Genomic DNA, 22,518 nt, shown 5'->3' on the forward strand with positions numbered 1-22,518 from the left:
AATCAATGAAAATAATTTCGATCAATCAACCAGTAAAAATCCACACAAGTTGTTCTTCATAATCTCTTAATGATCTTCTTGCTGATTCGTCACCAGCAAGCTAGGTCGGCTATATTACTCTCTATCTCTAGAAAGTCAACCAGTCATGAACATTATTTTTAAACTTTCTTTCTAAAACCCAACTCAATCATTCTTAACTAAGTCACTGTTTTATCAGAAGTTTTAATCTTCATCACCGCCGATGGATGTGCATTCTACAGTATTTCAGGAGGCTTGCAACCCCATTTTTTAAATAATTCAGAAAAAACCTAACGACTGTTTATTATTTCCGCAAAAACCACGCTTTTTTCATTTTTTTAGCATTATGGGGACAGAATTGGACAAATTACCTAGCAGTTTTTCAGTTTTATTCTGTTCTTGAAAACGTAAAGACCGGCAATCTATATATTCACAGTAGCCCCCTTCCCCATGCTCAGTTTCTCCATTAATGCTGACTTGGTAATTAAAGCTTCCTACATAACCAGCAGCGAGACCAAACTTAAAGTCTCCCCGACTTTGTCCTTGTAGCCAAATTTTCATGCCCTTATCATCTTCGTAACACCATTCAAATTCACGTGGCAGATACATTTTCTGCCCATTTGGTGTCATGACACTTGGATAAACCCGATGCACCTTAAAGTAGACTTTCTGGTCGAACATTTGGTTGGTCATTTTTTTCAGGTCACGCAGATATATCCTGGATTGAACAATACTGTTCAGACTATCCCGAATTTGGACCAGCAATAATTGCCGCCCCTCTTTGAGATTAATAATTTGATAAGTTAAAAAAGCTAAAGGTAGATAGGGAAAATTGAAACTACGCGCAAACTCAAAGCTCCCCAAACTTTCGATGAGATATTTCTGATCTTTATAATGTAAAGTGCCCTGACAATAACAAAGCAAAGACCAATGATCAGCCAAAGCAAAGCGCATTTGGGTAAAGTGCGAAATCAGATTGGTCGTATGAATACTGAGATCAAAGCTCAATTCCGAGTCAAAACGCTGTAAGCGAAAATGCGGAAAATCACCAGTCAGTTTTTCACGGTCTAAAAACTGAAAAAGACTATATTGAAATTTGCAATCCTTTTTGACTGAATAACGGTTCAAGTGCCCCGCCATATGCGGACTGGTACTACAGATTACCGTCACTGTGTCTAGTGCATTGGTTTGAATAGCACTCGGATTCGCCAGCATTGGTGCATTAGGTTGTCCGATAATACTCAGAAAATTCAGATAATGGAGCGGTGCCGGCAGATCCGGAAGTATCAAACCCTGATGAATAATTTTATATTTCTGGTTTGGCCCATGATAGGCAAGATTGTGCTGTGAAACAGCAGGAGTCTGATTTAGCTGTTTCGAACGATCTAAAAAATCTTGAAGAAACCGCATCTCAAACTCCTTATTTTATATTTTTATAAGGCGCTCTGTCTTTTTGCCATAAAGGTGGTGATAAACCCAGACAGGGCATAGATGATGGAAATCACTAAAATCCCCACAGGAATATTATAAGTGATCGCTGCAAAGATAAACACCGCAAGCGGTAACACAAAAAATGGTACCCGTTTACGCTCTACAGTTTTAAATGAATAGTATTTGATATTGGAAATCATCAACAGCCCCACCGCAATAATGACCACGGCATTGATAACCTGAAGAGAGGGTTCACGAATATCAAAAATTTCTGGAAAATCCAGACCAACCCAGACCAGTGACACAATCATGAGGGCAGCCAGAGGACTTGCGACACCAATAAAATAACGTTTATCAACCACACCAATCTGCACATTAAAACGTGCCAGACGGAACGCAGCACAGGCAGTATAAACAAAACAGGCTGCCAGACCGATCCGGCCCAAATCGCTTAAGCCCCAGCTGTACATCAAGATGGCAGGCGCTACACCAAAAGCCAACATATCTGAAAGCGAGTCAAACTGCTCACCGAATGGACTTTGTGCACCAATAGCACGTGCTACGCGTCCATCTAGACCATCCAGTAATGCTGCAATAAAGATTGCATAAATAGCTTGCTGAAAATTACCATTCATACTGGCAATAATCGAGTAAAAACCTGCCAACAACGCGGCGGTTGTAATCAGGTTCGGCCATAGATAGATGCCTCGACGCTTAATTTTTTGCCCTTCCTGAGTATGTTCCTCTTCTTCCACCTCAAAGGTAATGCCATCAAAAGGCGCTTCAGTTGAAGAATCACGTTCCGGTTTGCTTATATTTGTCATTCTTGTCGATCCTAGCTATGACCTGATCTTTAAAAAATTATTCGCCTACTAACCAGCGAACTGCAGCATGACCGCCATTTTCACTCATGCGCAGATGCGGGAATAACCATTGTAGTGCTTCATCAGCATCTTCAGAAAATTTCCAAGGTGGGTTAATCACCAGTAAACCACAACCATTCAAGCCTACAGGCGTATCATCCGGCCATACACAGACTTCACAAATCAATTGACGACGGATACCGGTCTTGAACATCTTTTTCTCGAAACGTTCAATCATGGCACGGTCTTTAATTGGATACCAAACCGCGAATACACCTGTCGGCCATTTCTTATAAGCAGCAACCAGCAATTCCACCAACTGCGGAAAATCTTTACGCTCCAGCTCATACGGTGGATCGATCATCACTAGGCCACGTTTTTCTTTCGGTGGAATGACCGCTAACAGGCCTTCGTATGCATCACGTTCATGTAAACCTGCGCGCTTGTCAAAAATATTATGACGAAGCTGCTGAAACACATCACGCTGCATTTCGAAAATCGTTGCCTTATCTATCTCACGCATGCCTTCCAAGGCAAACCACGGCGAACCAGGATAAGCACCCTTACCAAAGTTTTCACGCATGTTTTCAACAATCTTCAAGTATTGTTGTACACCTTCAGGCGCATTACGCTTGATCGAATCATCGAGTTTAACCAGACGATGAATACCGTTCAAAAACTCACCTGATTTTTGCGCTTCGGCAGTCGATAAATCATATTTACCTGCACCACCATGTGTATCTACATAGCGATAAGGTTTGTCTTTTGCATTCAGTCGAGTCAACAACTGAAGCAATAAAACGTGCTTCATGACATCGGCAAAGTTGCCTGCGTGGTAAGAGTGACGGTAATTCATGTTTCATTAATTCCTAATATCAACATCTATTTTAACATGAAAAATAGTTTCGTTCAGGCACGATTCTTACCCTAAAATAACGAACCTTTTTTACCCTATTGTCGAGAATTGAAAAGATGGAAGCTGTTATCATCCCAGGGGATTGGAATGTTGATCAAATCTTAGACGATTTAGATCAACATGGCTTTAGTATTGTTGACGATGCTTACTCTAGCGCATATCAACATGCAGTGAGTCAAGAATGCTTAAGCCACTTAAACGAATTTCGTAATGCAGCCATTCAAAATGGCGTCGTTAACAATATCCGTAGTGATCATATTCTTTGGTTACAACCTGAATTTCAAATTTCCCACCTGCACATCCAGACTCTTCAACAATTTTCTCAAGTTTTAAACCGCGCGTTTTATTTAGGCATCAAAGATGTCGAAGCACATTTCGCTTGCTATAACGCGGGTGAGTTCTATGCCCTGCACCGTGACAATCCGCAAGGAAAAAATGGCCGGATGATTTCCAGTGTGTATTATCTGCATGAACATTGGCAGGCCGACTGGGGAGGTGAACTGCGCCTGCAGGATAAAAACAGCCAGTGGCATGTTATCCAGCCCCAGCCGAACCGGATGGCGTTGTTCCAGAGCGACCTATTACATGAAGTCTTGATCTCTAAACAGCAACGTCTGTCAATTACCGCCTGGCTCAGAAGTGATATGGCATTGCTCTAATACGGCCTGACGCTTTAAATTTTAATTTTGAGCCTCATATAGCCATTATTGAGAAATGAGGATTGCGTTGATGGGATTAACGACCAAACAGATTATTCAACGTCTGGGTGAAACTGACCAATTGTATTTAAAAGGCAATACGCCAGAATTAACGCTTGAACGTGCTGATCTTCGTTTACAACTGGTGACTTTGAGTGAATTGCGTCAGGAACAGCGACATTTCCTGCAAGAAGCCGTAGTGTTGCTGGAACAGGGCCGGATCGAATTTGAAGAAATGCCGCTGAGCATGTATATCAATCTATCTTTACATCTGGCCAAGGCTTATATGATGTTCTTTGAATTGACCAAAGAGCCGCATTTTGCCCTGATTACCCAGCAAATTCTAAAACCGATGGCCCGTTATGAACATGGCGATATTTATTTCTTTCTGGCCTATGCCAGCGCCAGTAAAAATGAGCCGGCCCTGACCCGCCACTGGTTAGGTAAGTACACCACCACTGCCGAGTTTGAACTGGAATTATTACAGCAGCATCCTGCTTTTAACGATTATCGTCAGCATGAATGGTTTAGCAAAATATTAAAAAGCAAAATGCATTAAGTAGTATTGCAAAAAACGCCTCTCATGAGGCGTTTTTTTATGGAAACAATATGATCTGATTGTAAAAAACAAGAAATCAAGAGAATAGTCATCATGCAGGCTGACGTCTATAAGCGTCCATGTGTAATTGCTGATTCAGCTCATCTACCCAGATTGCCCAGTCATCATCTTGTATCAGATGGCTAATCAATAAGGAGCGTTGGGCTTTGTTCCAAAACGGCGCATCGTGTAAAGAGAGACTCGCCGGCAGTTGATGAGTGCGTATATACAATTCAATAGCAGCAGGACTATTGGCAAGACCAAGCTGAGAAAACAGAAGTTCTAAGGATGGTGGGTTCTTTGTGAGCATCGCGCCCTCCTTATATCAGATAAATTGTAATTATTTATAGATCTAACTTATAAGATAGGGCAAAAAAAACCTAGTCATTTGACTAGGTTTGTTGTGTCTTTTTGTATAACAATGCTCAAGCACTCTGCTTGTCACTTTCCACGTGTAATAACTGATTTAGTTTATCAATAACAACAATCCACTCATCATCTTGATGCCAATGTTCACGCAGGAAGGCACTTTGCCCTTCACTCCAAAACTCTGCATCTGGTAATGCGACCTCAGAAGGCAATTGGTGAGTTTGGGTAAATTCGGTAATTGAGGCATCATCAGAAGGCAGGCCCAACTGTTCAAATAGCAATTCCAAAGTTAATTGTTGTTCCATAAGCATGAGTTGACTCCACTGTGGTGTTAAATTATGATCGCGTTCAAATTAAAATCAGGTTGATTTATGAGCAGGAATATCACAGGATCCTGAACCTTCTGCTTCAACGTGTAATTGTTCATTCAACACATCCACAAAAATGGCCCAGTCATCATCTTTCTTCCAGTGACCGATCAAGAAGTCATGCTGTGATTTACTCCAGAAAGGAGCTTTATGCAGTGGTACATCCATGCCAATTTGATGCGTACGAATGAATTCATCCATAGCCTCCGGGCTTGAATCCAGTCCTAGCTGCTCAAAAAAAAGTTCGAAGGTGGGGCGTTGCTCTAACATCGGACTAACCTCCGTTTTCTCTTTAATTTTGAATCTTGTTTCTACATTAGATTGCCTATGGCGAAAACTCAGTTGTCTCTCTTTCACAGCTTGTTATTTTTTGTTCATTAACGTAAGAGCAAAAAAAAGCACCCCGGATGGAGTGCTTTTTTCTAACTTAGTTAAAAACTAAATTATTTAACCATGTCAGCAATTGCTGCACGTTCTTCTTCAAGCTCATTTAGCGTGAAGTTGATACGCTCACGGCTGAACTCGTCGATTTCAAGACCCTGAACGATCTTGTACTCGCCATTTTCACAAGTTACAGGGAAACCGAACATTACGCCTTCAGGGATACCATAAGAACCGTCAGAAGGAATACCCATAGTTACCCATTCGCCGTTTGTGCCAAGAGCCCAATCGCGCATATGATCGATTGCAGCGTTTGCAGCAGAAGCAGCAGAAGACAGACCACGTGCTTCGATGATCGCAGCACCACGTTTACCAACGGTTGGAAGGAATACATCTTTGTTCCATTCCGCATCGTTGATTTTGTCTTTCAAGCTTTCGCCGTTTACGTTAGCAAAACGGTAGTCAGCATACATAGTTGGAGAATGGTTACCCCAAACAGTCATGTTTTGGATGTCAGAAACTGCAACACCAGCTTTCTGAGCAAGTTGAGTCAACGCACGGTTGTGGTCAAGACGTAACATTGCTGTAAAGTTTTTCGCTGGAAGATCTGGAGCAGATTTCATTGCGATGTAAGCATTCGTGTTTGCAGGGTTACCTACAACAAGAACCTTAACGTCACGGCTAGCAACTTCATTCAGTGCCTGGCCTTGACCGATGAAGATTTCACCGTTTACTTTAAGAAGATCAGCACGTTCCATGCCTGGACCACGTGGACGTGAACCCACTAGAAGCGCGTAATCAGCATATTTGAATGCAACTTTAGGATCATCAGTACCGATCATGCCTGCCAATAGCGGGAAAGCACAGTCGTCAAGTTCCATCATTACGCCTTTAAGCGCTTGTTGAGCTTTCTCAACAGGAATTTCTAATAATTGAAGAATAACTGGTTGGTCTTTACCAAGCATTTCACCGCTAGCGATACGGAATAATAGGCTGTAACCAATTTGACCAGCAGCGCCAGTAACGGCAACGCGAACAGGTTGCTTCATGTAATTATCTCCAATTGAGAGGATCGTCATAATAGATTAAATAGCTGTTCTATCTAATCTTAATAATCATAAACGGCAAAGATTGTACTCCAATCCTTTAGCAGATGCATATAAAAGAGGGAGGATTTCATCTAAAGTCTGATAGGAAATATAAATCAAATCGGCAAAAAAGCTCAGTATGTTCCTTTTATTGTGACAATTTTTGGACATGTATTAATAATGTTCGCTGGACAGGACTTGTAATTGCTGTTGGAACGGTAACAGACCTTGAGCGAAGTGAGTACGCTGGCTGACTGTACCTGCTGGCAGTTAAATCTCAAAGCATTGCTTGGTAATTGCGGGTTAATTTTCAGGAATTTAGCACGCAACGTATCCACAGAAATCGTAATATTTTCCTGTTCAGTCAGTTCCTCTGGCACTTTTAGCCGGTCTGCATAATTAATGATTGTCCGGAAATACTGACTGGCATTCATCGGCACACAGCCACCGACATTGCGCCATAAAATGGCACGGGTATTGTCATCCGGCATAATTCTGGCTACCACTTTGGCCTGAAGTGGTGAAAGTTTCGCAGAACTGTGGGTTGTGCAGTTTTGCGAGGTGGTCTGAGGATACAAGCCGGAGATACTCAGCGAATAACCTTCCAGACATTTTCGTTTCTTAGCATATTCCGGATACAGACCACAGAAAGCCGGAACCATTTGTACATCCATGACATATTCTGTCGGTGCAGCAAATGCTGCCGAGCTGCCAGCCAAAACCACAAGCGCAGCCGATCCCGTCCAGACTTGACGATCCTTCATTATTTTCATGAATAAATCACTATCCCCCAATAATTTTAATCTTATTGTGTGTTGCGCAATGGAATCAGCTGCATGCGCTTGCTCACCGACTGCGCTCCTTGTCCTAACAAAATACCGTAATGCGTGGCATTGGTCATAACATGTTTCACATAATCTCGGGTTTCGAGTAAAGGAATACTTTCCGTATATTGATCTGCGGGCATTCCCTGAAACTCGGGCTGCCAACGGCGAGCACGGTTTGGACCGGCATTATAGCCTGCAGTTGCCAGAACCGGATTGTCACTGAGCTGACGCTGGATCGTAGATAAATAGAAAGTACCGTAACGAACATTGGTATTCATATCGGTAAGTGCTGCCGGATTATAGGCTTCACCCATTTGACGCGCTACGAGCTTGGCCGTATCTGGCATAATCTGCATCAGACCACCCGCGCCCACATGCGAACGTGCTGTCGTATTAAAACGGCTTTCCTGACGCATCAAGCCATAGGCCCAAGCTGGATCTATACCGGCATTGCGGCTATGACTGACCACGTAGTTCTGGTGCGGCATGGGATAACGATAATTGTAGTTATGTTTGCTCAGGGTGCGGTCGGCAGCATAAATGGCCCGATCATACCAGCCCATATCCATGGCAGTTTTTGCCGCGGCCAGCAACAGATCATCGTCTTTTTTCAGATAAGCCTGGCGCACTGCCCAGTTCCATTCACGGTTAATGTAGTTATCCGGTGCACTGATATTACGTAAGGTGAAAGCACGGCGGAAATGAATATCCTGATTCAAGCGCTGCATAGCCTGATTGGAAGGCTGTACCGGATTTGGTGTACTTGCAGTCACCTGCCCCAGCCTGTCGCGTGCCAGAAGGTTATGATAGTCATCCCCCGTTGCCAGTTTGCGATAAATACTTTCTGCTGCCTGTTTTGATGCACGATCCGAGCGCTGTTCGCTGGCTCGTGCCAACCAGTATTGCCAGCGGTCCTCCTGCTTCTGGTTGACGCTCATACTGTCTATGGCACGAATCAGGCTTTCCCAGGCACCAAAACGAATTGCCTGACGTGCATAAATTTCGGCCTCCTCCGGACTAAATGGCAGACCATAGCTGGCATCAAAGGCATTCAACACTTCACGATTGAAGTTGTTTTTCATGACTGTGGTGCCACCGATGTAACCTACAGTTCGGTATAAGGCACGTTGTACCTGTATGGGGGTACCTTCCGCAGTCCGCTTTACAATCGACAAGGCCGAGTCCAAATCACTGTCTGCCAGACGTCCCAGCGCATAAATCAGATAGGCATGCTCTGCTGCAGTACTTTTAGGCGCAGACCATAAATAATTGGTGGGATTGGCCTGAATCGAATTCAGTTGAGCCAGTGACAGATTCAAACCAATGCCTTGTGCAGTTGCAATCGCCTGCCCTGACTGTCCGGCACGCAGTTGAACCCATAGTCGCTGCTGGCGGTCCTCTGTGGTCATCAGTGGGCTGAAAAGCATCATCCGGCCCAAACCGGTACAAGACTCTGGCTGACTGTTGGTGGTTAGCCAGACATCTTTAAACTCGGCATAAACCAGCTGATCGCCACTTTTGGCACGTACTTGTGCCACTGCACAGGCTTCGGCAGGGTCCGCATTGGTCACATAAGGCAATACCGGCTGAGCATTGCCAAAGTCTGCCATTTTTACTTTTTCTTCGACATAATCCGCTGCCAGCTTTTCGGCCATGGCAGATTGAGGATAACGTTGTACAAAACTGATGATCTGGCTAACAGGCTGCATGGCAAGATTCTGGTTTAAAATCCAGTATTCCGGATAATAGCCCAAGACGTCATTCTGCATGGATAGACGGTATTGCTGTAACAGTTCAGTATTGCCTGCATTGGCTGCACGCAAAGCATCATTAAATTGTTCTTCTGCTGCCTGTGTACTTGCTGAACAGATACACGCCACACTTAAAGTAATTAATTTATAGTATTTATTCATAGTTTTAGTGTGTTTCAACATCCCTTTGCCTTCTATCTATCATCGATTTTGTGCCTAGCCTGTGTTGCATATCATAAGAGGTAGTTGGAATATTATAACCAACTCTATTGTTCAGTTATGTAACCTTATGATTCAGCAATATTAATGTACAGACAATTTTTGTCCATAAATCAATATTTTTCCCCAGTTAATTTAGTCTATAAGTTTAAGCGACTTTCCTGCTAAAATATGCGCCTTTCCAAGATTTTAGTCCGTGAATTGAATTTTTATTCACCTGTTTGATGCTTCACTCAGGCTGTTCGTTCACTCTTTCAACGTATTACCTTGTAGGAGCCTACATGACGGTTCAAACCTTCATTCCGAATGGTGCCCAAGCTGCCTCAGAAAACACTGTTACCCAGCCAGCGCACACCCCAGCCAATGATGCTTCAGTCAAGAAACTGTACATCGAAACGCAAGGGTGTCAGATGAATGAGTACGACAGTCACCGTATGGCAGACCTGTTAGGCGATTCTCATGGCTATGTGCTGACCACTGATCCTAAAGAAGCAGATATTCTGCTGATGAATACCTGTTCGATCCGTGAAAAGGCACAGGAAAAAGTCTTCTCCGAGCTGGGCCGCTGGCGCAAACTAAAGGATAAAAATCCTGACCTGATTATTGGTGTCGGTGGCTGTGTGGCATCTCAGGAAGGCGACAACATCCAGAAACGTGCCAATTATGTAGATATGATTTTTGGTCCACAAACGCTGCACCGTTTACCACAAATGCTGGACCAGCATTTTGAGCAGATTGAAAAGCCTAAAAAAGAAAAAATCAAACTGGTGGATATTTCCTTCCCCGATATCGAGAAATTCGACTTTCTGCCAGAACCGCGTGTTGAAGGCTATAAAGCTTTTGTCTCGATCATGGAAGGCTGTTCCAAATACTGTTCTTTCTGCGTGGTGCCGTATACGCGTGGTGAAGAAGTTTCTCGTCCACTGGATGATGTCCTGGCTGAAATTGCAGGTCTGGCAGAAAAAGGCGTGCGTGAAATTTCGCTTTTGGGTCAGAACGTAAATGGCTACCGGGGTGAAACCTTCGAAGGCAATATCTGTACTTTTGCCGATTTGCTGCGTTTGGTTGCAGACATTCCGGGTATTGGCCGGATCCGTTATACCACCTCGCATCCCCTCGAATTTAATGACGACCTGATCCAGTGCTATCGTGACCTGCCACAAATGGTTTCACACCTGCATCTGCCGGTACAAAGCGGTTCCAATGATGTCCTTCAGGCGATGAAGCGCAACCATACGATTGATGTCTATATCGAGAAGATTAAAAAGTTACGTGCAGTTCGCCCAGATATGCATTTATCTTCAGACTTTATCATTGGTTTTCCGGGTGAAACTGATGAAAACTTTGAAGAGACTTATCAGTTTATTCAGGATCTGGATTTCGACCATTCTTATAGTTTTATCTATTCAAAACGTCCAGGCACACCGGCTGCAGAACTGGAAGATACAATACCTGAAAATGTCAAAAAAGAACGTCTGGCCAAGGTTCAGCAATGGATTAAGCGTTCAAGCATTGACAAGACGGATGCCATGCTCGGGACCATTCAGCGGGTCCTCATCGAAAAAGTTTCTGATAAAGATCCGAATATTCTGGTCGGTACGGCAGACAATACCCGTTATGTTAACTTTATTGGTGATGCTACGTGGGTCGGCCGCTTTGCCGAGATCGAAATTACCGAAATTAAAACTTTGAATTTAGTTTATGGTGAACTCTTGAATCTTGAGCCTGACGTGGCGTAATGTAGAGCATATAACGCACACTTCATAAGGAACACTCTTGACTGCAGCGATCCGACGTACAGTAGCTTTTCCGGGTATTTCAATGGACCGTATACAAGCCATGTTAGGCGCCTATAACGGTCACTTGAAGCAAATTGAACAACGTTTAGACGTTAAAATCTCCCATCGTGGAGAGAGTTTTATTGTTGATGGTGAAATCGATGCCGTTGAGAGAGCCGAAATGCTCTTGCAGCGTCTTCATGAGGAATCTGAACATATTCAGCCAATTAGTGCAGATACTTTACATTTGATGATTCAGGGCAGTCAGACTGATCGCGAGCTTCAGCAAGATCTGGATGACCAGGAACATACGGGACTGGACAATGTCTGGCTGCAAACCCGTAAAGGCCGGATTAATCCGCGTGGTGCCAACCAGAAACGTTATGTACAACGCATTCTGCAAAGTGATATTTCTTTTGGTATTGGTCCTGCCGGTACAGGTAAAACCTATCTCGCCGTTGCGGCTGCCGTGGACATGCTGGAGCGCAATGAAATCCAGCGTATCTTGCTGGTTCGTCCTGCAGTTGAAGCTGGTGAAAAACTTGGTTTCTTGCCGGGAGATTTAACCCAGAAAATCGATCCTTATTTACGTCCATTGTATGACGCGCTGTATGAAATGCTCGGCTTTGAAAAAGTGGCCAAGCTGATCGAACGTCAGGTGATTGAAGTCGCTCCGCTTGCTTATATGCGTGGCCGTACCCTGAATCATTCTTTCGTGATTCTGGATGAAGCGCAGAACACCACCCCAGAACAGATGAAGATGTTCCTGACCCGTTTAGGTTTTGGCTCACGTGCCGTGATTACCGGCGACGTAACTCAGGTGGATTTACCACGTGGTCAGCAATCGGGACTTTCACATGCCTTGCGTGTGATTGATAAAATTCCTGAAATTCATATCACCCGCTTCCATTCGCGTGATGTGGTACGTCATCAGCTGGTACAGAAAATTGTCGAAGCCTACGAAGGCTGGGACAGTGAACAGCAGCGCTTAAGTGCTGAAGCACGTGCCGAACGAAAAGCACGTCAGGATGCCTTGATCGCTGAAAATGATGCTGCGGCAGACGCACAGCATTAAGCTTTAAAATTAAGGATTTGTGTTGAAACTTAGTCTTTCCTTGCAACAGGACTTTCAGTCGCCTGAACTGGTACTGAAGCGGGCCTATATTAAAAAAGTTGTAGAAACCACTTTACGTCATATCGGCACTCAGAGTAATTGCGAAATCGGAATTGCCTGTGTTGATAATGACGAAAGTCATAAACTAAATCTGGAATATCGAGGCAAGGACAAACCGACCAATGTCCTGTCTTTCCCGAGTGAACTTCCAGATGAAATGGCGCAGTTTCTGGATGCATTTCCAATCGGCGATCTGGTGATCTGTATTCCTGTAGTACTGGCGGAAGCGCTGGAACAGCAAAAAGTACCCTTGACGCATTTCACCCATATGCTGGTTCATGGCACCTTGCATTTAATGGGATATGACCATGAAACCTCGGATGAAGATGCCGAAGAAATGGAAGGCATTGAAATCGAGATTTTGGCCAAGCTGGGTTTTGAAAATCCTTATCTGGAACAAAACTAAAATTTCTTCATAAAAAAAGCGGGCCAAGGCTCGCTTTTTTTTATTTAAAGTTGCCCTCCCTCTAACTCCCTCCCACATGGAGGGAGAATATTCATCAGAATCCTATGATTGTTGAACATTATAGATATAGCTCCCTCTCCTTATTAGGAGTGGGTTAGGGAGAGGTCTTGGTAAATATCAACTTTAACGCACTTCAAACTCCGCTTCTGCCGGGTCAAAACGCCAGGTACGAATCACCCGCAGTTCGGAAATTTCTTTCATTTTACTGTCGAAAGTACCAAATGGTGCTGCCTTACGCACGGAAGCTTTGGCTGCTTCATCCAGCATGGCATGTCCTGAACTGTCAATCAGCCGAATAGCACGAATTCCGCCATTCTGGTTCAAGATCACCATCAGCCGCACTTCCCCTGCCAGATTCTGTTGTTTGGCGGCTTCCGGATAATAACGGTTCCCATAGAACTCCACTTTCTCGCGGAACTTTTCCAGATAAGCGGCCGAAACATCCTGCTTGGCCTGAATCCCATCTACAGTTTTAATTTTTTGCTGACGACTGAAATTTTGTTGACGCTGTAAATATTGCGCTTCCAGACTGGCGACCATGGCCGCTTTGGCCTGAAACTGGCTTTGTAATTGCTCCTGCATTTTTTTACGCTGATTTTCCTCCGCCTGCTTTTGCCAGCTCAAAGTAGTCATCAGGACTTTTTCTTCAAAACTGAGCTGTTGTTGCTGTTGCAGCATATCCAGACTTTTTTGCAGCTCTTCCCCGGCCTGCTGTTCCATTAATGGCGATGGCATATCACTCGACATGCGATGCGCCTCTCTAAACTGACCGGAACCCTGCTGATCTGTCTGGGCCAGAAAATCGGCATGTTCAATTTTTTGATCAGTCTGGCGCAAGCTGACCGCGATTTCCTTGGTGCTGGTATCCAGATCTTGTGGCATACCAAATTCCAGTGTCAGCACGATCAAATGCAGAATGGCTGCGGCAAGCACCGCACTGCTGAACACTCGATCTTTCCACCAAGTTCTGACCAGAGGCATGAGTATCATCGTTTTTTCACATTTATCCAAACTCAGTGCTGAGTTCAGTTCCCCAAAAAAAGTATTTTAAAGACCAAAAAGAAACAGATTGGACATTTATCTTTTTAAAATGCCAAATCCATCAAATCTTCAACGTTACATAACTAAAACTATAAAAATGGTGCTATTTATTTTGCTAAACTTCAAGCATGAATACTTGTATTTTTCATACAATTCGACAAGATACATTCCGTGTTAAAAATAAAGTTGCCAGGACGCTTCAATATGCAAACGCTAATTGCGAATATTTCCAACCGAATCCGCCAAGTGTACCAGAGGGCGGAAGGATTTATTGAAGATGAGCGTGAATTTCCCTTATCTCAAGTCTTCCTGAATGCAACTTTTCAGCGTTTTGTGACAGATAATGTCGATGCCTTGAAAGACTTACATGCGGATTTGCATGATGACTGGCTACGTTTGTATGCAACACTGGATTATAAAGGCCTGATTGTTACTTTATCGGTTGATTTGAAACTGGTACAGATGGAGCTGAATAAAACCACGCAGTTAATCGTGTTCGAGCAGATTAGTGATACCCAGCTGATCGAAGCTAAATATCCAAATGTACTGTATAAACTGGGCGTGCGTTTTGGCCTGTTCTTTTATCAACGTGTCCTAAATAAAGACCCCTTAGGCATGATCCTAGAAAAACTGGGCGTGATCAAAGTTATCGATGACCTGCTTTATCTAGATTTGAATCGCTGGTTAGGCAAAAGCCGCTCTGTCATTGATACCTTGGGCAAAGTCCACGTCAATCACGCTGTGCTTCGCGAAGCTGAACTGGTGGTGATTGGCAATGTCAATCTTGCAGCCCTGTTTAGAAAACTCTCTCAAGACCAGCAAGAGCAATGGGATGAAAATGAAATGGACGACAACCGGATCACCCCCATCAAACAGAAAGATTCCTCTTAAATCGTGCCATCTCTAGTTTTTGAACAAAAGTTCCATAAAACTACATGAAATATACATTTTTGGCAGATACATCCATCCAATTTCCATCTTTTAGCGAAATAATAAGGATGCAAGAAGTAATATGTTTTGCCCGTTGAACCAATATAGGAAAATAACTGATGGCGAAGACTGTATTCAAAACTTTAGTGATGACCACGGGTCTGGGCAGTGCAATACTGTTCACTGGTATTTCTAGCCAGGCTTTTGCCATGACTCCTTTCCAGGCCAGTTATCAATTCAGCTATAACGGCAAGAATATGGGTTCTGCAACACGGACTTTAAGTAAATCTGGCAATAACTGGACTTATGTTTTTGCAGCAAAAGCAGGTGGTGTAGCCTCGGCAACCGAAACCAGCCGTTTTACCTTCAATAATGGCAAGATCGGTTCTAGCAGTTTCAGTCGCAGCAGTAAGATTCTGGTGCATAACAACACCATGAGTATTAATTTTAATCCTTCCAGCAAAACTATCAGTACCAGAAAAGATGACGAAAAGCGCTCTTTTGCCTGGAGACCAGATGTTCTGGATGAACTGAATGCAGAACTGCAGATTCGTGAAGATCTGAAAAACTCAGGCCTGAAAGCCAATTACTATATTGCCGATGCCAAAGAAGTTGAAGGCCGTAAGTTCGTAAAACAGGGTTCAGAGACGGTGAATACCAAATATGGTTCTTTCAATACCATTAAAGTGGTGATGAAACATAGCAAACCAGGTCGTGAAACCATTTTCTGGCTGGCACCAAAACTTGATTATCTTCCAGTCAAAGTTTCGCATGTAGACAAGAAAACCTCTTATGGTTTGCTGTTAACTGATTATAAAGGTGCAAGCAACTAAGATTTTTTGGTGAATTTCGCTTGATTTTTTCCGGGTGCTTTTTACAATACGCTTTTGCTTTAAAAAGCACCTGCTCTTGAGGATTCTCCCGTGCATGCACTAGAACAGAAAATCTTGGCCGAAGGCATCGTTCTTTCTGAAGAAGTTTTGAAAGTAGATTCTTTCTTAAACCATCAGATCGACCCAGTCATGATGCAGCAGATTGGTCAGGAATTTGCCCGTCTGTTTAAGGATGCTGGTATCACCAAAATTATTACGATTGAAGCATCAGGTATTGCACCTGCAGTAATGGCAGGTTTAGAACTTGGTGTACCTGTAATCTTTGCACGTAAATACCAGTCTCTTACCCTGAAAGATGATTTATACCGCTCGAAAGTCTTTTCATTTACCAAACAGACTGAAAGTACCATTGCGATTTCAAATAAACACATCAGCTCTACTGATAAAGTTTTAGTAATCGATGACTTCTTGGCCAATGGCCAGGCAGCACTTGGGTTGGCTGATCTGATTCATCAGGCAAATGCAGAAGTGGTCGGTATTGGTATCGTGATTGAAAAATCATTCCAGCCAGGTCGTGAGCTGCTGCTTGAAAAAGGCTACCGTGTCGAATCACTCGCACGCGTGAAATCTTTAGCCAATGGTACAGTTGAATTTGTTCGTGACTAAGTTTTGCCAGTAAATTTCTGAAAGGGCGCTGAGGCGCTCTTTTTTTATATACGGTCTTTGCACGTGTTTGCTACTTTATAAATTTGGGTCATCATTTTCACTATATCCAGCTTGAACAAGCCAGCTCCAGTTTTCTGATCCAAGAACCGGATCATGCTTAACTTAGCCTAGTGATTAAGCTGTCCTGGAACAGATTAATTTTCCCATCCGACGAATAAACAACAATTTATTTTAGTGTTATTATAGAATAAGAATAAAGAGGCCTAACTATCTGCCAATAGTTAGACCCCCGTGTTCTAGGTGAAATTAGAATTATTTCACGGTCACAGTGATACTGCCGGTGTTCACAGCACCCATAGCAGTCGTTTTGATGCTATTGTTGATAGAAGATTCTGTCCCGCCTGTAAGCACATCTACAGAGGCGTTAACAGCGCCTGCATTATAGGCAATGTTCGCTACACTATAATTGCTTAAAGTCTGGTTAATTTCTTCACTATAGTTAGTGCTTAGTGAAGAACTTACAGTTTCTGAGACGTCTGAACTATCCGCAACTTCAGTTAGCTCCTCTAGAGTTTCAGAATTATTCATTGCACTGGTTGCTTCGCTAAAGTCATAGTTAGACGTTTCGTCTGATACGTTTGATACAACCTTGTTGAAGTTACCCTGTTCGATACTGATACTACCAGTATTGGCAGCACCCATCGCAGTAGTTTCAATACTACCCTCAATTGAACCAACCGCGTCTGCAACCTCTCTTGTAGCAGTCGCTGTTGCATCTAAAGTGACACTGGCATCAACATCAGCAGTATTCACTGCCAGGTTCAGCGCAGAGCCATTTTCTACTTGTTGGGAAATAGAGTCCAAAGTAGCCTGTAAACCACTATTTACCTCTACATTTGTATCACCGTCAGCTGCATAGGCCATACCTGCGCCAGATAGTAACGTGACGGATAAAGCTAGTGTTTTGATCGTGTTATTCATCGTTATTCTTCCTACTTTTGTTTTAAAGTACCTCTCGCCCGGTACTTTTTTTTAATCAAGGGAGCGAGCCCGTCGTTACTGACCAGTTAATCCCGTTGAGAGCTGGACCAGTAATTTTCTACAACTTCTGGATTGACATCCCATAAGCTGGATGACTTCTCCTCGTCTTTTTCTTTGTCAGCTTTTTCTTGACTATCTTTTTTGTCATTCACTTTGCCTGTTGAAGATGACCGCTTGCTCTTGCCGATATATTTAATCAGCTCCTCTTTGCTCATTTCCGGCTCCGCTTCAGGATTCTGAATCACTTCAGACTCTTTGTTTTTGGGTGCCTTGGTATCTTTACTCGGTGTATTGGTGGATTTATTTTTTTGATTTGAGGATTCCGTTTGAGACGGAACTGATGTTTGAGCCGTACTATTCAAATCCGGATTTTTTTGTTGCTGGTTTTTCTTGTATTTATGCAAAGCGACAGAACTGCGGGTTAAGTTCAACTGGCCGAATTCAGGCGGTATCTGTGCACGACAGCTTTCAAATACTGCTGGTGGTACCACCTGGCTAAGCAGCTCAAAAGTTGCCAGATTCAGCATTTGGCGCAAGGCAAAATTGGTAGCCTCCCGCTCTCCCTTTCCGATCTGAATATTTAATAGCGTACGTCCGGCAAATCTACCTGCACCGATTCCATAATCCTGTGCAGCAATCTGTTTCTGTAGCGAGACATTGCCCACGACCCTACTGCTGCGTGTATCGGTAAGAGATAAATCCAGACCAACCATAATCCGGGTTTGACTATAGTTCGGGCCAACGCCTGCGATCTGCATGTCAAAACCACCTCCTGGAATAAAATCCAGACTGTTAATACTGCCGGTAACATAATAATCAGATGCCTGAATCTGCTTGGGGTCACGAATCCCCCATTTGGCCTCACTTTCAATAATCCGGGGATCTCGCCGGTTCATCAAACTGACGCCCGCCTGAAACAGAGCGGACTGCACCATGTCTCCCGCGCCCTGGGTCACCATTTTTCCGCTACCGCCATTGGTAACTACATCTTTACCGGTCTGGTCGAGAATTGCACCCACAGAAAAACTGACATCACTACGTAATTGCCCTTTCAGGCAGGACAAGGCCATATCAAAAGGGGTGAAAATATCGGTGATCGGTGGACCTTGTACCAGTTTGACAGGCTTTTTATTGGAAGGCGCCAAGCCCGTACAGCCTGTAAGCAAAGAGCTGAAAAGAACTGTAACACTCACCCCGCATATCATTTTCCTGCTTAAGGGAGAACTTAGCATGATGACTCCCCCTTCTGATTACTTAAATTAGGACATTTCGGCTGATTTTGACTGGGCTGATTTTGACTGGTATTTGAACTGACCGGGGCTTCATTCAACAGTTCACTTTTGATGTCTACGGTGTTGCCGGAACCATCGACATTAATGTTGTTGGTTGGGGTATTGACCGTACCGATAGAACTTGTAGAGGTGCTGTAGATCGTGGTTTTGCCTAATCCGGAATAATAATCTGACTCCTTAAGCTCAATCAGGTTTGCTTGGACCAGGTTTTCAGCGGAACGGTTACTTGAGGGTTTCCAACGCTGACTCCACTCATCAGAGGTTGCATATGCATTGTTTATAAAACATAAACAAATTAAACCCATATTGATCAATAGTATTCGCACCATATTAATATCCTCTGACCCAAGATGCTTATTCATTTTTTAATTTAGTAATATCTAATTTATCTGACAAAATATTAAATCACATAAAAATTTAAAATATACCCTTTATCTATCTCTATCTTTTTTTTACTTATTATTACGATTTATCTTTTTGTTTTTATTTAATAAATTACGATTTATCTTTTTGTTTTTATTTAATAAATATAGTTTTGTATCCAGTTTGTGATTTGTAAGAAAACATTATAAAAACAATTTTCACATATCGAATTTATTTAAAAAACTTTATTTAAATAATATTTTTTTAATCTTAAAAATAATAAAAAAATCCTCTTATAAATTCCGAAATTAATATTTTAAAATTACTTTAAATACCATAAATTTTGATTTTATTAGAGATTCTAAACAATTGTGACATATTTCATCTATTATTTAATATACGATTAATAGATCACACTTTGGATTATTTATAAGGAAAGCTCTCAATAACTGCACCTTTTAGAGGCAATCCCTTAAACCGAAGATCTCTGCTTTCTTCTCTCGAATTTCCTTCCCCTCAACAGGCTTCAAAGCCACCCGTCTTTGGCAATAACTCAGCTAATCTTGTCTATAGAATAGAAAGTAATAAAGAGCAGCTGATCCGACCATCTGGTAGTTTTTATAGCTTCAAATAAACATAGCGTGTGTGTCCAAAAAGGATTAGAGCGAAATTATTTACAGCTGAAATACAATGTTTTAGCTTTAATTCAACTAGAATCAGTCAGGTAGAAGCTTTTCCCATAATAGATGTCAAAAAACCATACTAAACATCGTATGACCCGAATAACTGTTTGGGAGAAGACAATCTCAGATCATCTATGAGCTTAAGCAAAGCAAATATCAATTGTTGATGGAACAAACCTATGCAATGTCCTAAATGTGGCTCAACAAACATTGAACAACGCAATCATGAACAGAATTTAAAGAAAATTGGCGGCATTCTCATGAGTTCAGCCGGCGCAACTGCGGGAACAGTAGGTGGCGCTGCTTCGGGTGCTTCCATTGGTGCTGCAATTGGTACTGTAGCCGGACCTTTAGGCGTGATTGTGGGTGGAACAGTGGGTACTTTCGTAGGTGCGATCAGTGTGGGCATTACCGGAGGAGTGGTGGGTAATTTTCTGGGGAAAAAAGCCGGGATTTCCGTTGACCGCAATGTGTTTCAGGATTATCAATGTCTGAAATGCAAATACAGATTTAGCCAAAAAGATCAAAAAGATCAAAAAGATCAAAAAGATCAAAAAGATCAAAAAGATCAAAAAGATCAAAAAGATCAAAAAGAAGCTTAATATAATTGAGGAAATGAAGTGAGTACTTCATTTCCTGCGAGAGCTTGATCAGCCTTGATTGAGCTTCAGTACAACCTCACCCAGACGCTTGCCCTGTACTTCACACAGAATTTTTTCATCCTGACTTAAGCCCTGATCATGCCTGGGGCCGCTGACATGACTGGCACCATAAGGTGTACCGCCAGTTTTGGTATTCGATAGTGCCGATGTTGCATTGCTAAGCCCCATGATCATCATGCCATGATGAAACAACGGCGGCAGCATGCTTAGCAAAGTACTTTCCTGTCCGCCATGCATGGAACCTGACGCCGTAAACACGCAAGCAGGCTTACCATGCAAAGCGCCATTCAGCCATAGACTTGTGGTCTGATCCCAAAAATACTTCATTTCAGAAGCCATGTTGCCAAAACGAGTCGGTGAACCCAGTGCCAGACCGGCACATTGCGCAAGATCATCCAGAGTGCAGTAAATATCTCCTTCTTCCGGAATGCTTGGTTCCGCGACTTTTACCATGCTGGATATATTGGGAACCGTCCTGATTTTTACTTCCACGCCTGCCGCTTCAATTCCATTGGCAATCAAATGCGCCATTTCTTTGGTTGAGCCATATTTGCTGTAATATAAAACAAGGACATAAGGTTGCATCATGGTTCTTATTCATTACTAAAAAAAATAAAACTATACGATACTTTGCAAGTTTTTTGGTTAAGCTGATGATGAAAATTCATGATGATTAAAAAAATTGAGATTGGATGCAGATGATTGATAAGTATTTAAAGAAATTACCTTTCTATGAAAAACACTGGTTTCAATTTGTTTTATTTGTATTACGACGTTTTGAAGCAGACCGCTGTCGCGAACAGGCAGGTTCATTGACTTATACCACCCTGTTTGCGGTGGTGCCGATGCTGACAGTTTTTCTGGTAATTATTTCTTCAATTAAAGCACTAGAACCTGCGCGGCAGCAATTGCAACAGCTGATTTACAGTAACTTTTTACCTAAAACCACCATTGCATTTGATAAAGCCCTAAATGCCTTTACCGACAAATCCAGCAATCTCACCATCATTGGTATTCTGTTCCTGTTTGTGACGACAGTATTGATGCTGAGCAGTATCGAAACGGCATTTAACCGGATTTGGCGTGTGACTGAAACGCGAGGCGGGATTATAGGATTTATGCGTTACTGGACCATCATTTCGCTGGGACCAATTTTACTGGGCAGTGCATTTGTGATTTCCTCGACTGTAGCGTCCCTGAGCATTCTCAGCAACAATTTTTCCGGTTATGAACTAGATGGCGCTTTTGTTCTCTGGGCAATTTCCTTTTCGTTGACAGTACTCGGTTTTTTCATTCTGAACTGGACCATTCCGAATCGCAGCGTACCGATTAAATCTGCCTTTATTGCAGGCCTGTTTAGTGCAGTAGTATTTGAACTGCTGAAAAACCTGTTTGGCTGGATCATGACAAACTTTACCAGTTATGAAATTGTCTATGGTGCCTTCGCCGCTGTGCCAATTTTCCTGCTCTGGATTTATCTGTCATGGATTATTGTATTATTGGGAGTTGAGATCAGTTATGCCCTGACCGCTTTTGAATCTGGTCAGGACAACAAACGCCATCCGATCGTCATGCTGCTGGATTTATTAGAGCTCTTTTATAAAAAGCAAAAAACGGGTGAAAGCATCAGTGAAGCGCAAGCGCTGGAAGTGCTGGGCCGAGATGAAATTGGTCGCTGGCCGAGCTATGTCGAAATGTTCGAAAAGCAGAATCTGATCAAACGTACCGATGAGAATGAATATGTGCTGGTCCGCGACCTGGATCAGGTGAGCTTCTGGAATTTTTATTCGCAACTGCCCTATCCACTGCCACGCAAAAACCATCTTATCAATACCCAGCCTGATGATATCTGGATGCAAAATTTCTCACCCAAGTTACAGGAAGCAGATCAGTATCTGGAAGAAAAACTCAGTTTCCCGCTATCCGAATTGTTCCGACGTAAATAGAAAAAATCCTCTCGCTCGAGAGGATTTTTTCTATTTACGTCGATGGATTTATAAGCAGGCTTCCCCACCAACCACCACAATTCTCAGCCACCGCCTGAATGACGAGGCGATAAAAA

At 42.9% G+C, this 22,518-nt stretch carries 24 protein-coding genes; 10 read left to right on the top strand and 14 right to left on the bottom strand.

The window, feature by feature from the left end; translation table 11 throughout:
- Positions 1-348 precede the first annotated feature (348 nt).
- The 3 genes from VXP95_RS02870 to VXP95_RS02880 are packed head-to-tail and all read right to left on the bottom strand — an operon-like array spanning position 349 to position 3,168.
- A complete protein-coding gene (locus tag VXP95_RS02870; RefSeq protein WP_416706375.1) occupies positions 349-1,428 on the bottom strand; it encodes a DUF6670 family protein in 1,080 nt (359 codons plus the stop codon).
- Between the two features lie 23 nt (positions 1,429-1,451).
- Entirely contained in the window at positions 1,452-2,273 is an 822-nt protein-coding gene (gene pssA, locus VXP95_RS02875; protein WP_416711367.1) for a CDP-diacylglycerol--serine O-phosphatidyltransferase, read from the bottom strand.
- A 37-nt stretch (positions 2,274-2,310) separates the two neighbouring features.
- Positions 2,311-3,168, bottom strand: coding sequence for a 23S rRNA (adenine(2030)-N(6))-methyltransferase RlmJ (locus VXP95_RS02880; protein WP_416680863.1), 858 nt, complete (start codon positions 3,166-3,168; stop codon positions 2,311-2,313).
- 116 nt (positions 3,169-3,284) lie between these two features.
- Between VXP95_RS02880 and VXP95_RS02885 the strand changes: the two genes are divergently transcribed.
- Together VXP95_RS02885 and VXP95_RS02890 are read left to right on the top strand one after the other, a co-directional pair.
- On the top strand, positions 3,285-3,887 hold the full coding sequence (locus VXP95_RS02885) for a 2OG-Fe(II) oxygenase (protein WP_416706374.1): 603 nt from the start codon (positions 3,285-3,287) through the stop codon (positions 3,885-3,887).
- A gap of 70 nt (positions 3,888-3,957) precedes the next feature.
- Entirely contained in the window at positions 3,958-4,485 is a 528-nt protein-coding gene (locus tag VXP95_RS02890; RefSeq protein WP_416680866.1) for a hypothetical protein, read from the top strand.
- A 91-nt stretch (positions 4,486-4,576) separates the two neighbouring features.
- On the opposite strand, the gene VXP95_RS02895 is transcribed toward VXP95_RS02890, so the two are convergent.
- The 6 genes from VXP95_RS02895 to VXP95_RS02920 all read right to left on the bottom strand — a co-directional run bounded on the left by VXP95_RS02895 (position 4,577) and on the right by VXP95_RS02920 (position 9,470).
- Positions 4,577-4,834, bottom strand: a complete 258-nt coding sequence (locus VXP95_RS02895; protein ID WP_416680868.1) for a DUF2789 family protein — start codon at positions 4,832-4,834, stop codon at positions 4,577-4,579.
- A gap of 115 nt (positions 4,835-4,949) precedes the next feature.
- Positions 4,950-5,204, bottom strand: coding sequence for a DUF2789 family protein (locus VXP95_RS02900; protein ID WP_064094487.1), 255 nt, complete (start codon positions 5,202-5,204; stop codon positions 4,950-4,952).
- A 48-nt stretch (positions 5,205-5,252) separates the two neighbouring features.
- Positions 5,253-5,531, bottom strand: coding sequence for a DUF2789 family protein (locus VXP95_RS02905; RefSeq protein WP_416680869.1), 279 nt, complete (start codon positions 5,529-5,531; stop codon positions 5,253-5,255).
- A 173-nt stretch (positions 5,532-5,704) separates the two neighbouring features.
- A complete protein-coding gene (locus VXP95_RS02910) occupies positions 5,705-6,691 on the bottom strand; it encodes a malate dehydrogenase (RefSeq protein ID WP_416711369.1) in 987 nt (328 codons plus the stop codon).
- Between the two features lie 173 nt (positions 6,692-6,864).
- A complete protein-coding gene (locus VXP95_RS02915; protein WP_416680870.1) occupies positions 6,865-7,503 on the bottom strand; it encodes a ribonuclease I in 639 nt (212 codons plus the stop codon).
- A 32-nt stretch (positions 7,504-7,535) separates the two neighbouring features.
- Complete coding sequence (locus tag VXP95_RS02920) at positions 7,536-9,470, bottom strand: transglycosylase SLT domain-containing protein (RefSeq protein ID WP_416711435.1); 1,935 nt, start codon at positions 9,468-9,470, stop codon at positions 7,536-7,538.
- Between the two features lie 338 nt (positions 9,471-9,808).
- On the opposite strand from VXP95_RS02920, the gene miaB reads away from it, so the two are divergent.
- From miaB to ybeY, 3 genes are read left to right on the top strand one after another with little or no spacing between them, the layout of a single operon-like run.
- Entirely contained in the window at positions 9,809-11,266 is a 1,458-nt protein-coding gene (gene miaB, locus VXP95_RS02925) for a tRNA (N6-isopentenyl adenosine(37)-C2)-methylthiotransferase MiaB (protein ID WP_416711371.1), read from the top strand.
- A 37-nt stretch (positions 11,267-11,303) separates the two neighbouring features.
- Positions 11,304-12,380, top strand: a complete 1,077-nt coding sequence (locus VXP95_RS02930) for a PhoH family protein (protein WP_064094493.1) — start codon at positions 11,304-11,306, stop codon at positions 12,378-12,380.
- Between the two features lie 22 nt (positions 12,381-12,402).
- Positions 12,403-12,885 carry an rRNA maturation RNase YbeY gene (gene ybeY, locus VXP95_RS02935; protein WP_005108631.1) on the top strand — a complete coding sequence of 161 codons (483 nt, stop codon included), beginning with the start codon at positions 12,403-12,405 and terminating at the stop codon, positions 12,883-12,885.
- Positions 12,886-13,068: 183 nt separating this feature from the next.
- On the opposite strand, the gene VXP95_RS02940 is transcribed toward ybeY, so the two are convergent.
- The gene (locus tag VXP95_RS02940; RefSeq protein WP_416711373.1) at positions 13,069-13,926 is read right to left on the bottom strand and encodes an energy transducer TonB; all 858 of its coding nucleotides are present in this window, start codon (positions 13,924-13,926) and stop codon (positions 13,069-13,071) included.
- A 264-nt stretch (positions 13,927-14,190) separates the two neighbouring features.
- Between VXP95_RS02940 and VXP95_RS02945 the strand changes: the two genes are divergently transcribed.
- The 3 genes from VXP95_RS02945 (at position 14,191) to VXP95_RS02955 (ending at position 16,415) form a co-directional block, all read left to right on the top strand.
- Positions 14,191-14,877, top strand: coding sequence for a hypothetical protein (locus VXP95_RS02945; RefSeq protein WP_416680878.1), 687 nt, complete (start codon positions 14,191-14,193; stop codon positions 14,875-14,877).
- Between the two features lie 158 nt (positions 14,878-15,035).
- Positions 15,036-15,749, top strand: coding sequence for a DUF3108 domain-containing protein (locus VXP95_RS02950; RefSeq protein ID WP_064094496.1), 714 nt, complete (start codon positions 15,036-15,038; stop codon positions 15,747-15,749).
- A gap of 90 nt (positions 15,750-15,839) precedes the next feature.
- Positions 15,840-16,415 (top strand): xanthine phosphoribosyltransferase, encoded by a 576-nt coding sequence (locus tag VXP95_RS02955; RefSeq protein WP_064094497.1) that lies wholly within the window; start codon positions 15,840-15,842, stop codon positions 16,413-16,415.
- 312 nt (positions 16,416-16,727) lie between these two features.
- On the opposite strand, the gene VXP95_RS02960 is transcribed toward VXP95_RS02955, so the two are convergent.
- From VXP95_RS02960 to VXP95_RS02970, 3 genes are all read right to left on the bottom strand, one after another.
- On the bottom strand, positions 16,728-17,396 hold the full coding sequence (locus VXP95_RS02960; protein ID WP_416711374.1) for a hypothetical protein: 669 nt from the start codon (positions 17,394-17,396) through the stop codon (positions 16,728-16,730).
- 86 nt (positions 17,397-17,482) lie between these two features.
- Entirely contained in the window at positions 17,483-18,661 is a 1,179-nt protein-coding gene (locus tag VXP95_RS02965) for a CsgG/HfaB family protein (protein WP_416680950.1), read from the bottom strand.
- A gap of 20 nt (positions 18,662-18,681) precedes the next feature.
- The gene (locus VXP95_RS02970; protein WP_416680951.1) at positions 18,682-19,074 is read right to left on the bottom strand and encodes a hypothetical protein; all 393 of its coding nucleotides are present in this window, start codon (positions 19,072-19,074) and stop codon (positions 18,682-18,684) included.
- An 899-nt stretch (positions 19,075-19,973) separates the two neighbouring features.
- Here VXP95_RS02970 and VXP95_RS02975 point away from each other — a divergent pair.
- Complete coding sequence (locus VXP95_RS02975; protein ID WP_416711376.1) at positions 19,974-20,396, top strand: hypothetical protein; 423 nt, start codon at positions 19,974-19,976, stop codon at positions 20,394-20,396.
- Between the two features lie 48 nt (positions 20,397-20,444).
- Here VXP95_RS02975 and wrbA read toward each other — a convergent pair whose 3' ends face one another.
- Positions 20,445-21,044, bottom strand: coding sequence for an NAD(P)H:quinone oxidoreductase (wrbA, locus tag VXP95_RS02980; RefSeq protein WP_416711377.1), 600 nt, complete (start codon positions 21,042-21,044; stop codon positions 20,445-20,447).
- A 110-nt stretch (positions 21,045-21,154) separates the two neighbouring features.
- On the opposite strand from wrbA, the gene VXP95_RS02985 reads away from it, so the two are divergent.
- Complete coding sequence (locus VXP95_RS02985) at positions 21,155-22,402, top strand: YihY family inner membrane protein (RefSeq protein ID WP_064095160.1); 1,248 nt, start codon at positions 21,155-21,157, stop codon at positions 22,400-22,402.
- Positions 22,403-22,518: the final 116 nt, after the last annotated feature.

It is taken from the genome of Acinetobacter sp. 226 (assembly GCF_048147925.1).
Classification (GTDB): Bacteria; Pseudomonadota; Gammaproteobacteria; order Pseudomonadales; family Moraxellaceae; genus Acinetobacter; species Acinetobacter pecorum.

What these genes read in the sequence shown, in the direction of transcription:
- VXP95_RS02870 (WP_416706375.1), bottom strand. Translation starts at nt 1,428, where the DNA reads ATGCGGTTTCTTCAAGATTTTTTAGATCGTTCGAAACAGCTAAATCAG.
- pssA (WP_416711367.1), bottom strand. Translation starts at nt 2,273, where the DNA reads ATGACAAATATAAGCAAACCGGAACGTGATTCTTCAACTGAAGCGCCT.
- VXP95_RS02880 (WP_416680863.1), bottom strand. Translation starts at nt 3,168, where the DNA reads ATGAATTACCGTCACTCTTACCACGCAGGCAACTTTGCCGATGTCATG.
- VXP95_RS02885 (WP_416706374.1), top strand. Translation starts at nt 3,285, where the DNA reads ATGGAAGCTGTTATCATCCCAGGGGATTGGAATGTTGATCAAATCTTA.
- VXP95_RS02890 (WP_416680866.1), top strand. Translation starts at nt 3,958, where the DNA reads ATGGGATTAACGACCAAACAGATTATTCAACGTCTGGGTGAAACTGAC.
- VXP95_RS02895 (WP_416680868.1), bottom strand. Translation starts at nt 4,834, where the DNA reads ATGCTCACAAAGAACCCACCATCCTTAGAACTTCTGTTTTCTCAGCTT.
- VXP95_RS02900 (WP_064094487.1), bottom strand. Translation starts at nt 5,204, where the DNA reads ATGCTTATGGAACAACAATTAACTTTGGAATTGCTATTTGAACAGTTG.
- VXP95_RS02905 (WP_416680869.1), bottom strand. Translation starts at nt 5,531, where the DNA reads ATGTTAGAGCAACGCCCCACCTTCGAACTTTTTTTTGAGCAGCTAGGA.
- VXP95_RS02910 (WP_416711369.1), bottom strand. Translation starts at nt 6,691, where the DNA reads ATGAAGCAACCTGTTCGCGTTGCCGTTACTGGCGCTGCTGGTCAAATT.
- VXP95_RS02915 (WP_416680870.1), bottom strand. Translation starts at nt 7,503, where the DNA reads ATGAAAATAATGAAGGATCGTCAAGTCTGGACGGGATCGGCTGCGCTT.
- VXP95_RS02920 (WP_416711435.1), bottom strand. Translation starts at nt 9,470, where the DNA reads ATGAATAAATACTATAAATTAATTACTTTAAGTGTGGCGTGTATCTGT.
- miaB (WP_416711371.1), top strand. Translation starts at nt 9,809, where the DNA reads ATGACGGTTCAAACCTTCATTCCGAATGGTGCCCAAGCTGCCTCAGAA.
- VXP95_RS02940 (WP_416711373.1), bottom strand. Translation starts at nt 13,926, where the DNA reads ATGCCTCTGGTCAGAACTTGGTGGAAAGATCGAGTGTTCAGCAGTGCG.
- VXP95_RS02945 (WP_416680878.1), top strand. Translation starts at nt 14,191, where the DNA reads ATGCAAACGCTAATTGCGAATATTTCCAACCGAATCCGCCAAGTGTAC.
- VXP95_RS02950 (WP_064094496.1), top strand. Translation starts at nt 15,036, where the DNA reads ATGGCGAAGACTGTATTCAAAACTTTAGTGATGACCACGGGTCTGGGC.
- VXP95_RS02960 (WP_416711374.1), bottom strand. Translation starts at nt 17,396, where the DNA reads ATGAATAACACGATCAAAACACTAGCTTTATCCGTCACGTTACTATCT.
- VXP95_RS02965 (WP_416680950.1), bottom strand. Translation starts at nt 18,661, where the DNA reads ATGATATGCGGGGTGAGTGTTACAGTTCTTTTCAGCTCTTTGCTTACA.
- VXP95_RS02975 (WP_416711376.1), top strand. Translation starts at nt 19,974, where the DNA reads ATGCAATGTCCTAAATGTGGCTCAACAAACATTGAACAACGCAATCAT.
- wrbA (WP_416711377.1), bottom strand. Translation starts at nt 21,044, where the DNA reads ATGATGCAACCTTATGTCCTTGTTTTATATTACAGCAAATATGGCTCA.
- VXP95_RS02985 (WP_064095160.1), top strand. Translation starts at nt 21,155, where the DNA reads ATGATTGATAAGTATTTAAAGAAATTACCTTTCTATGAAAAACACTGG.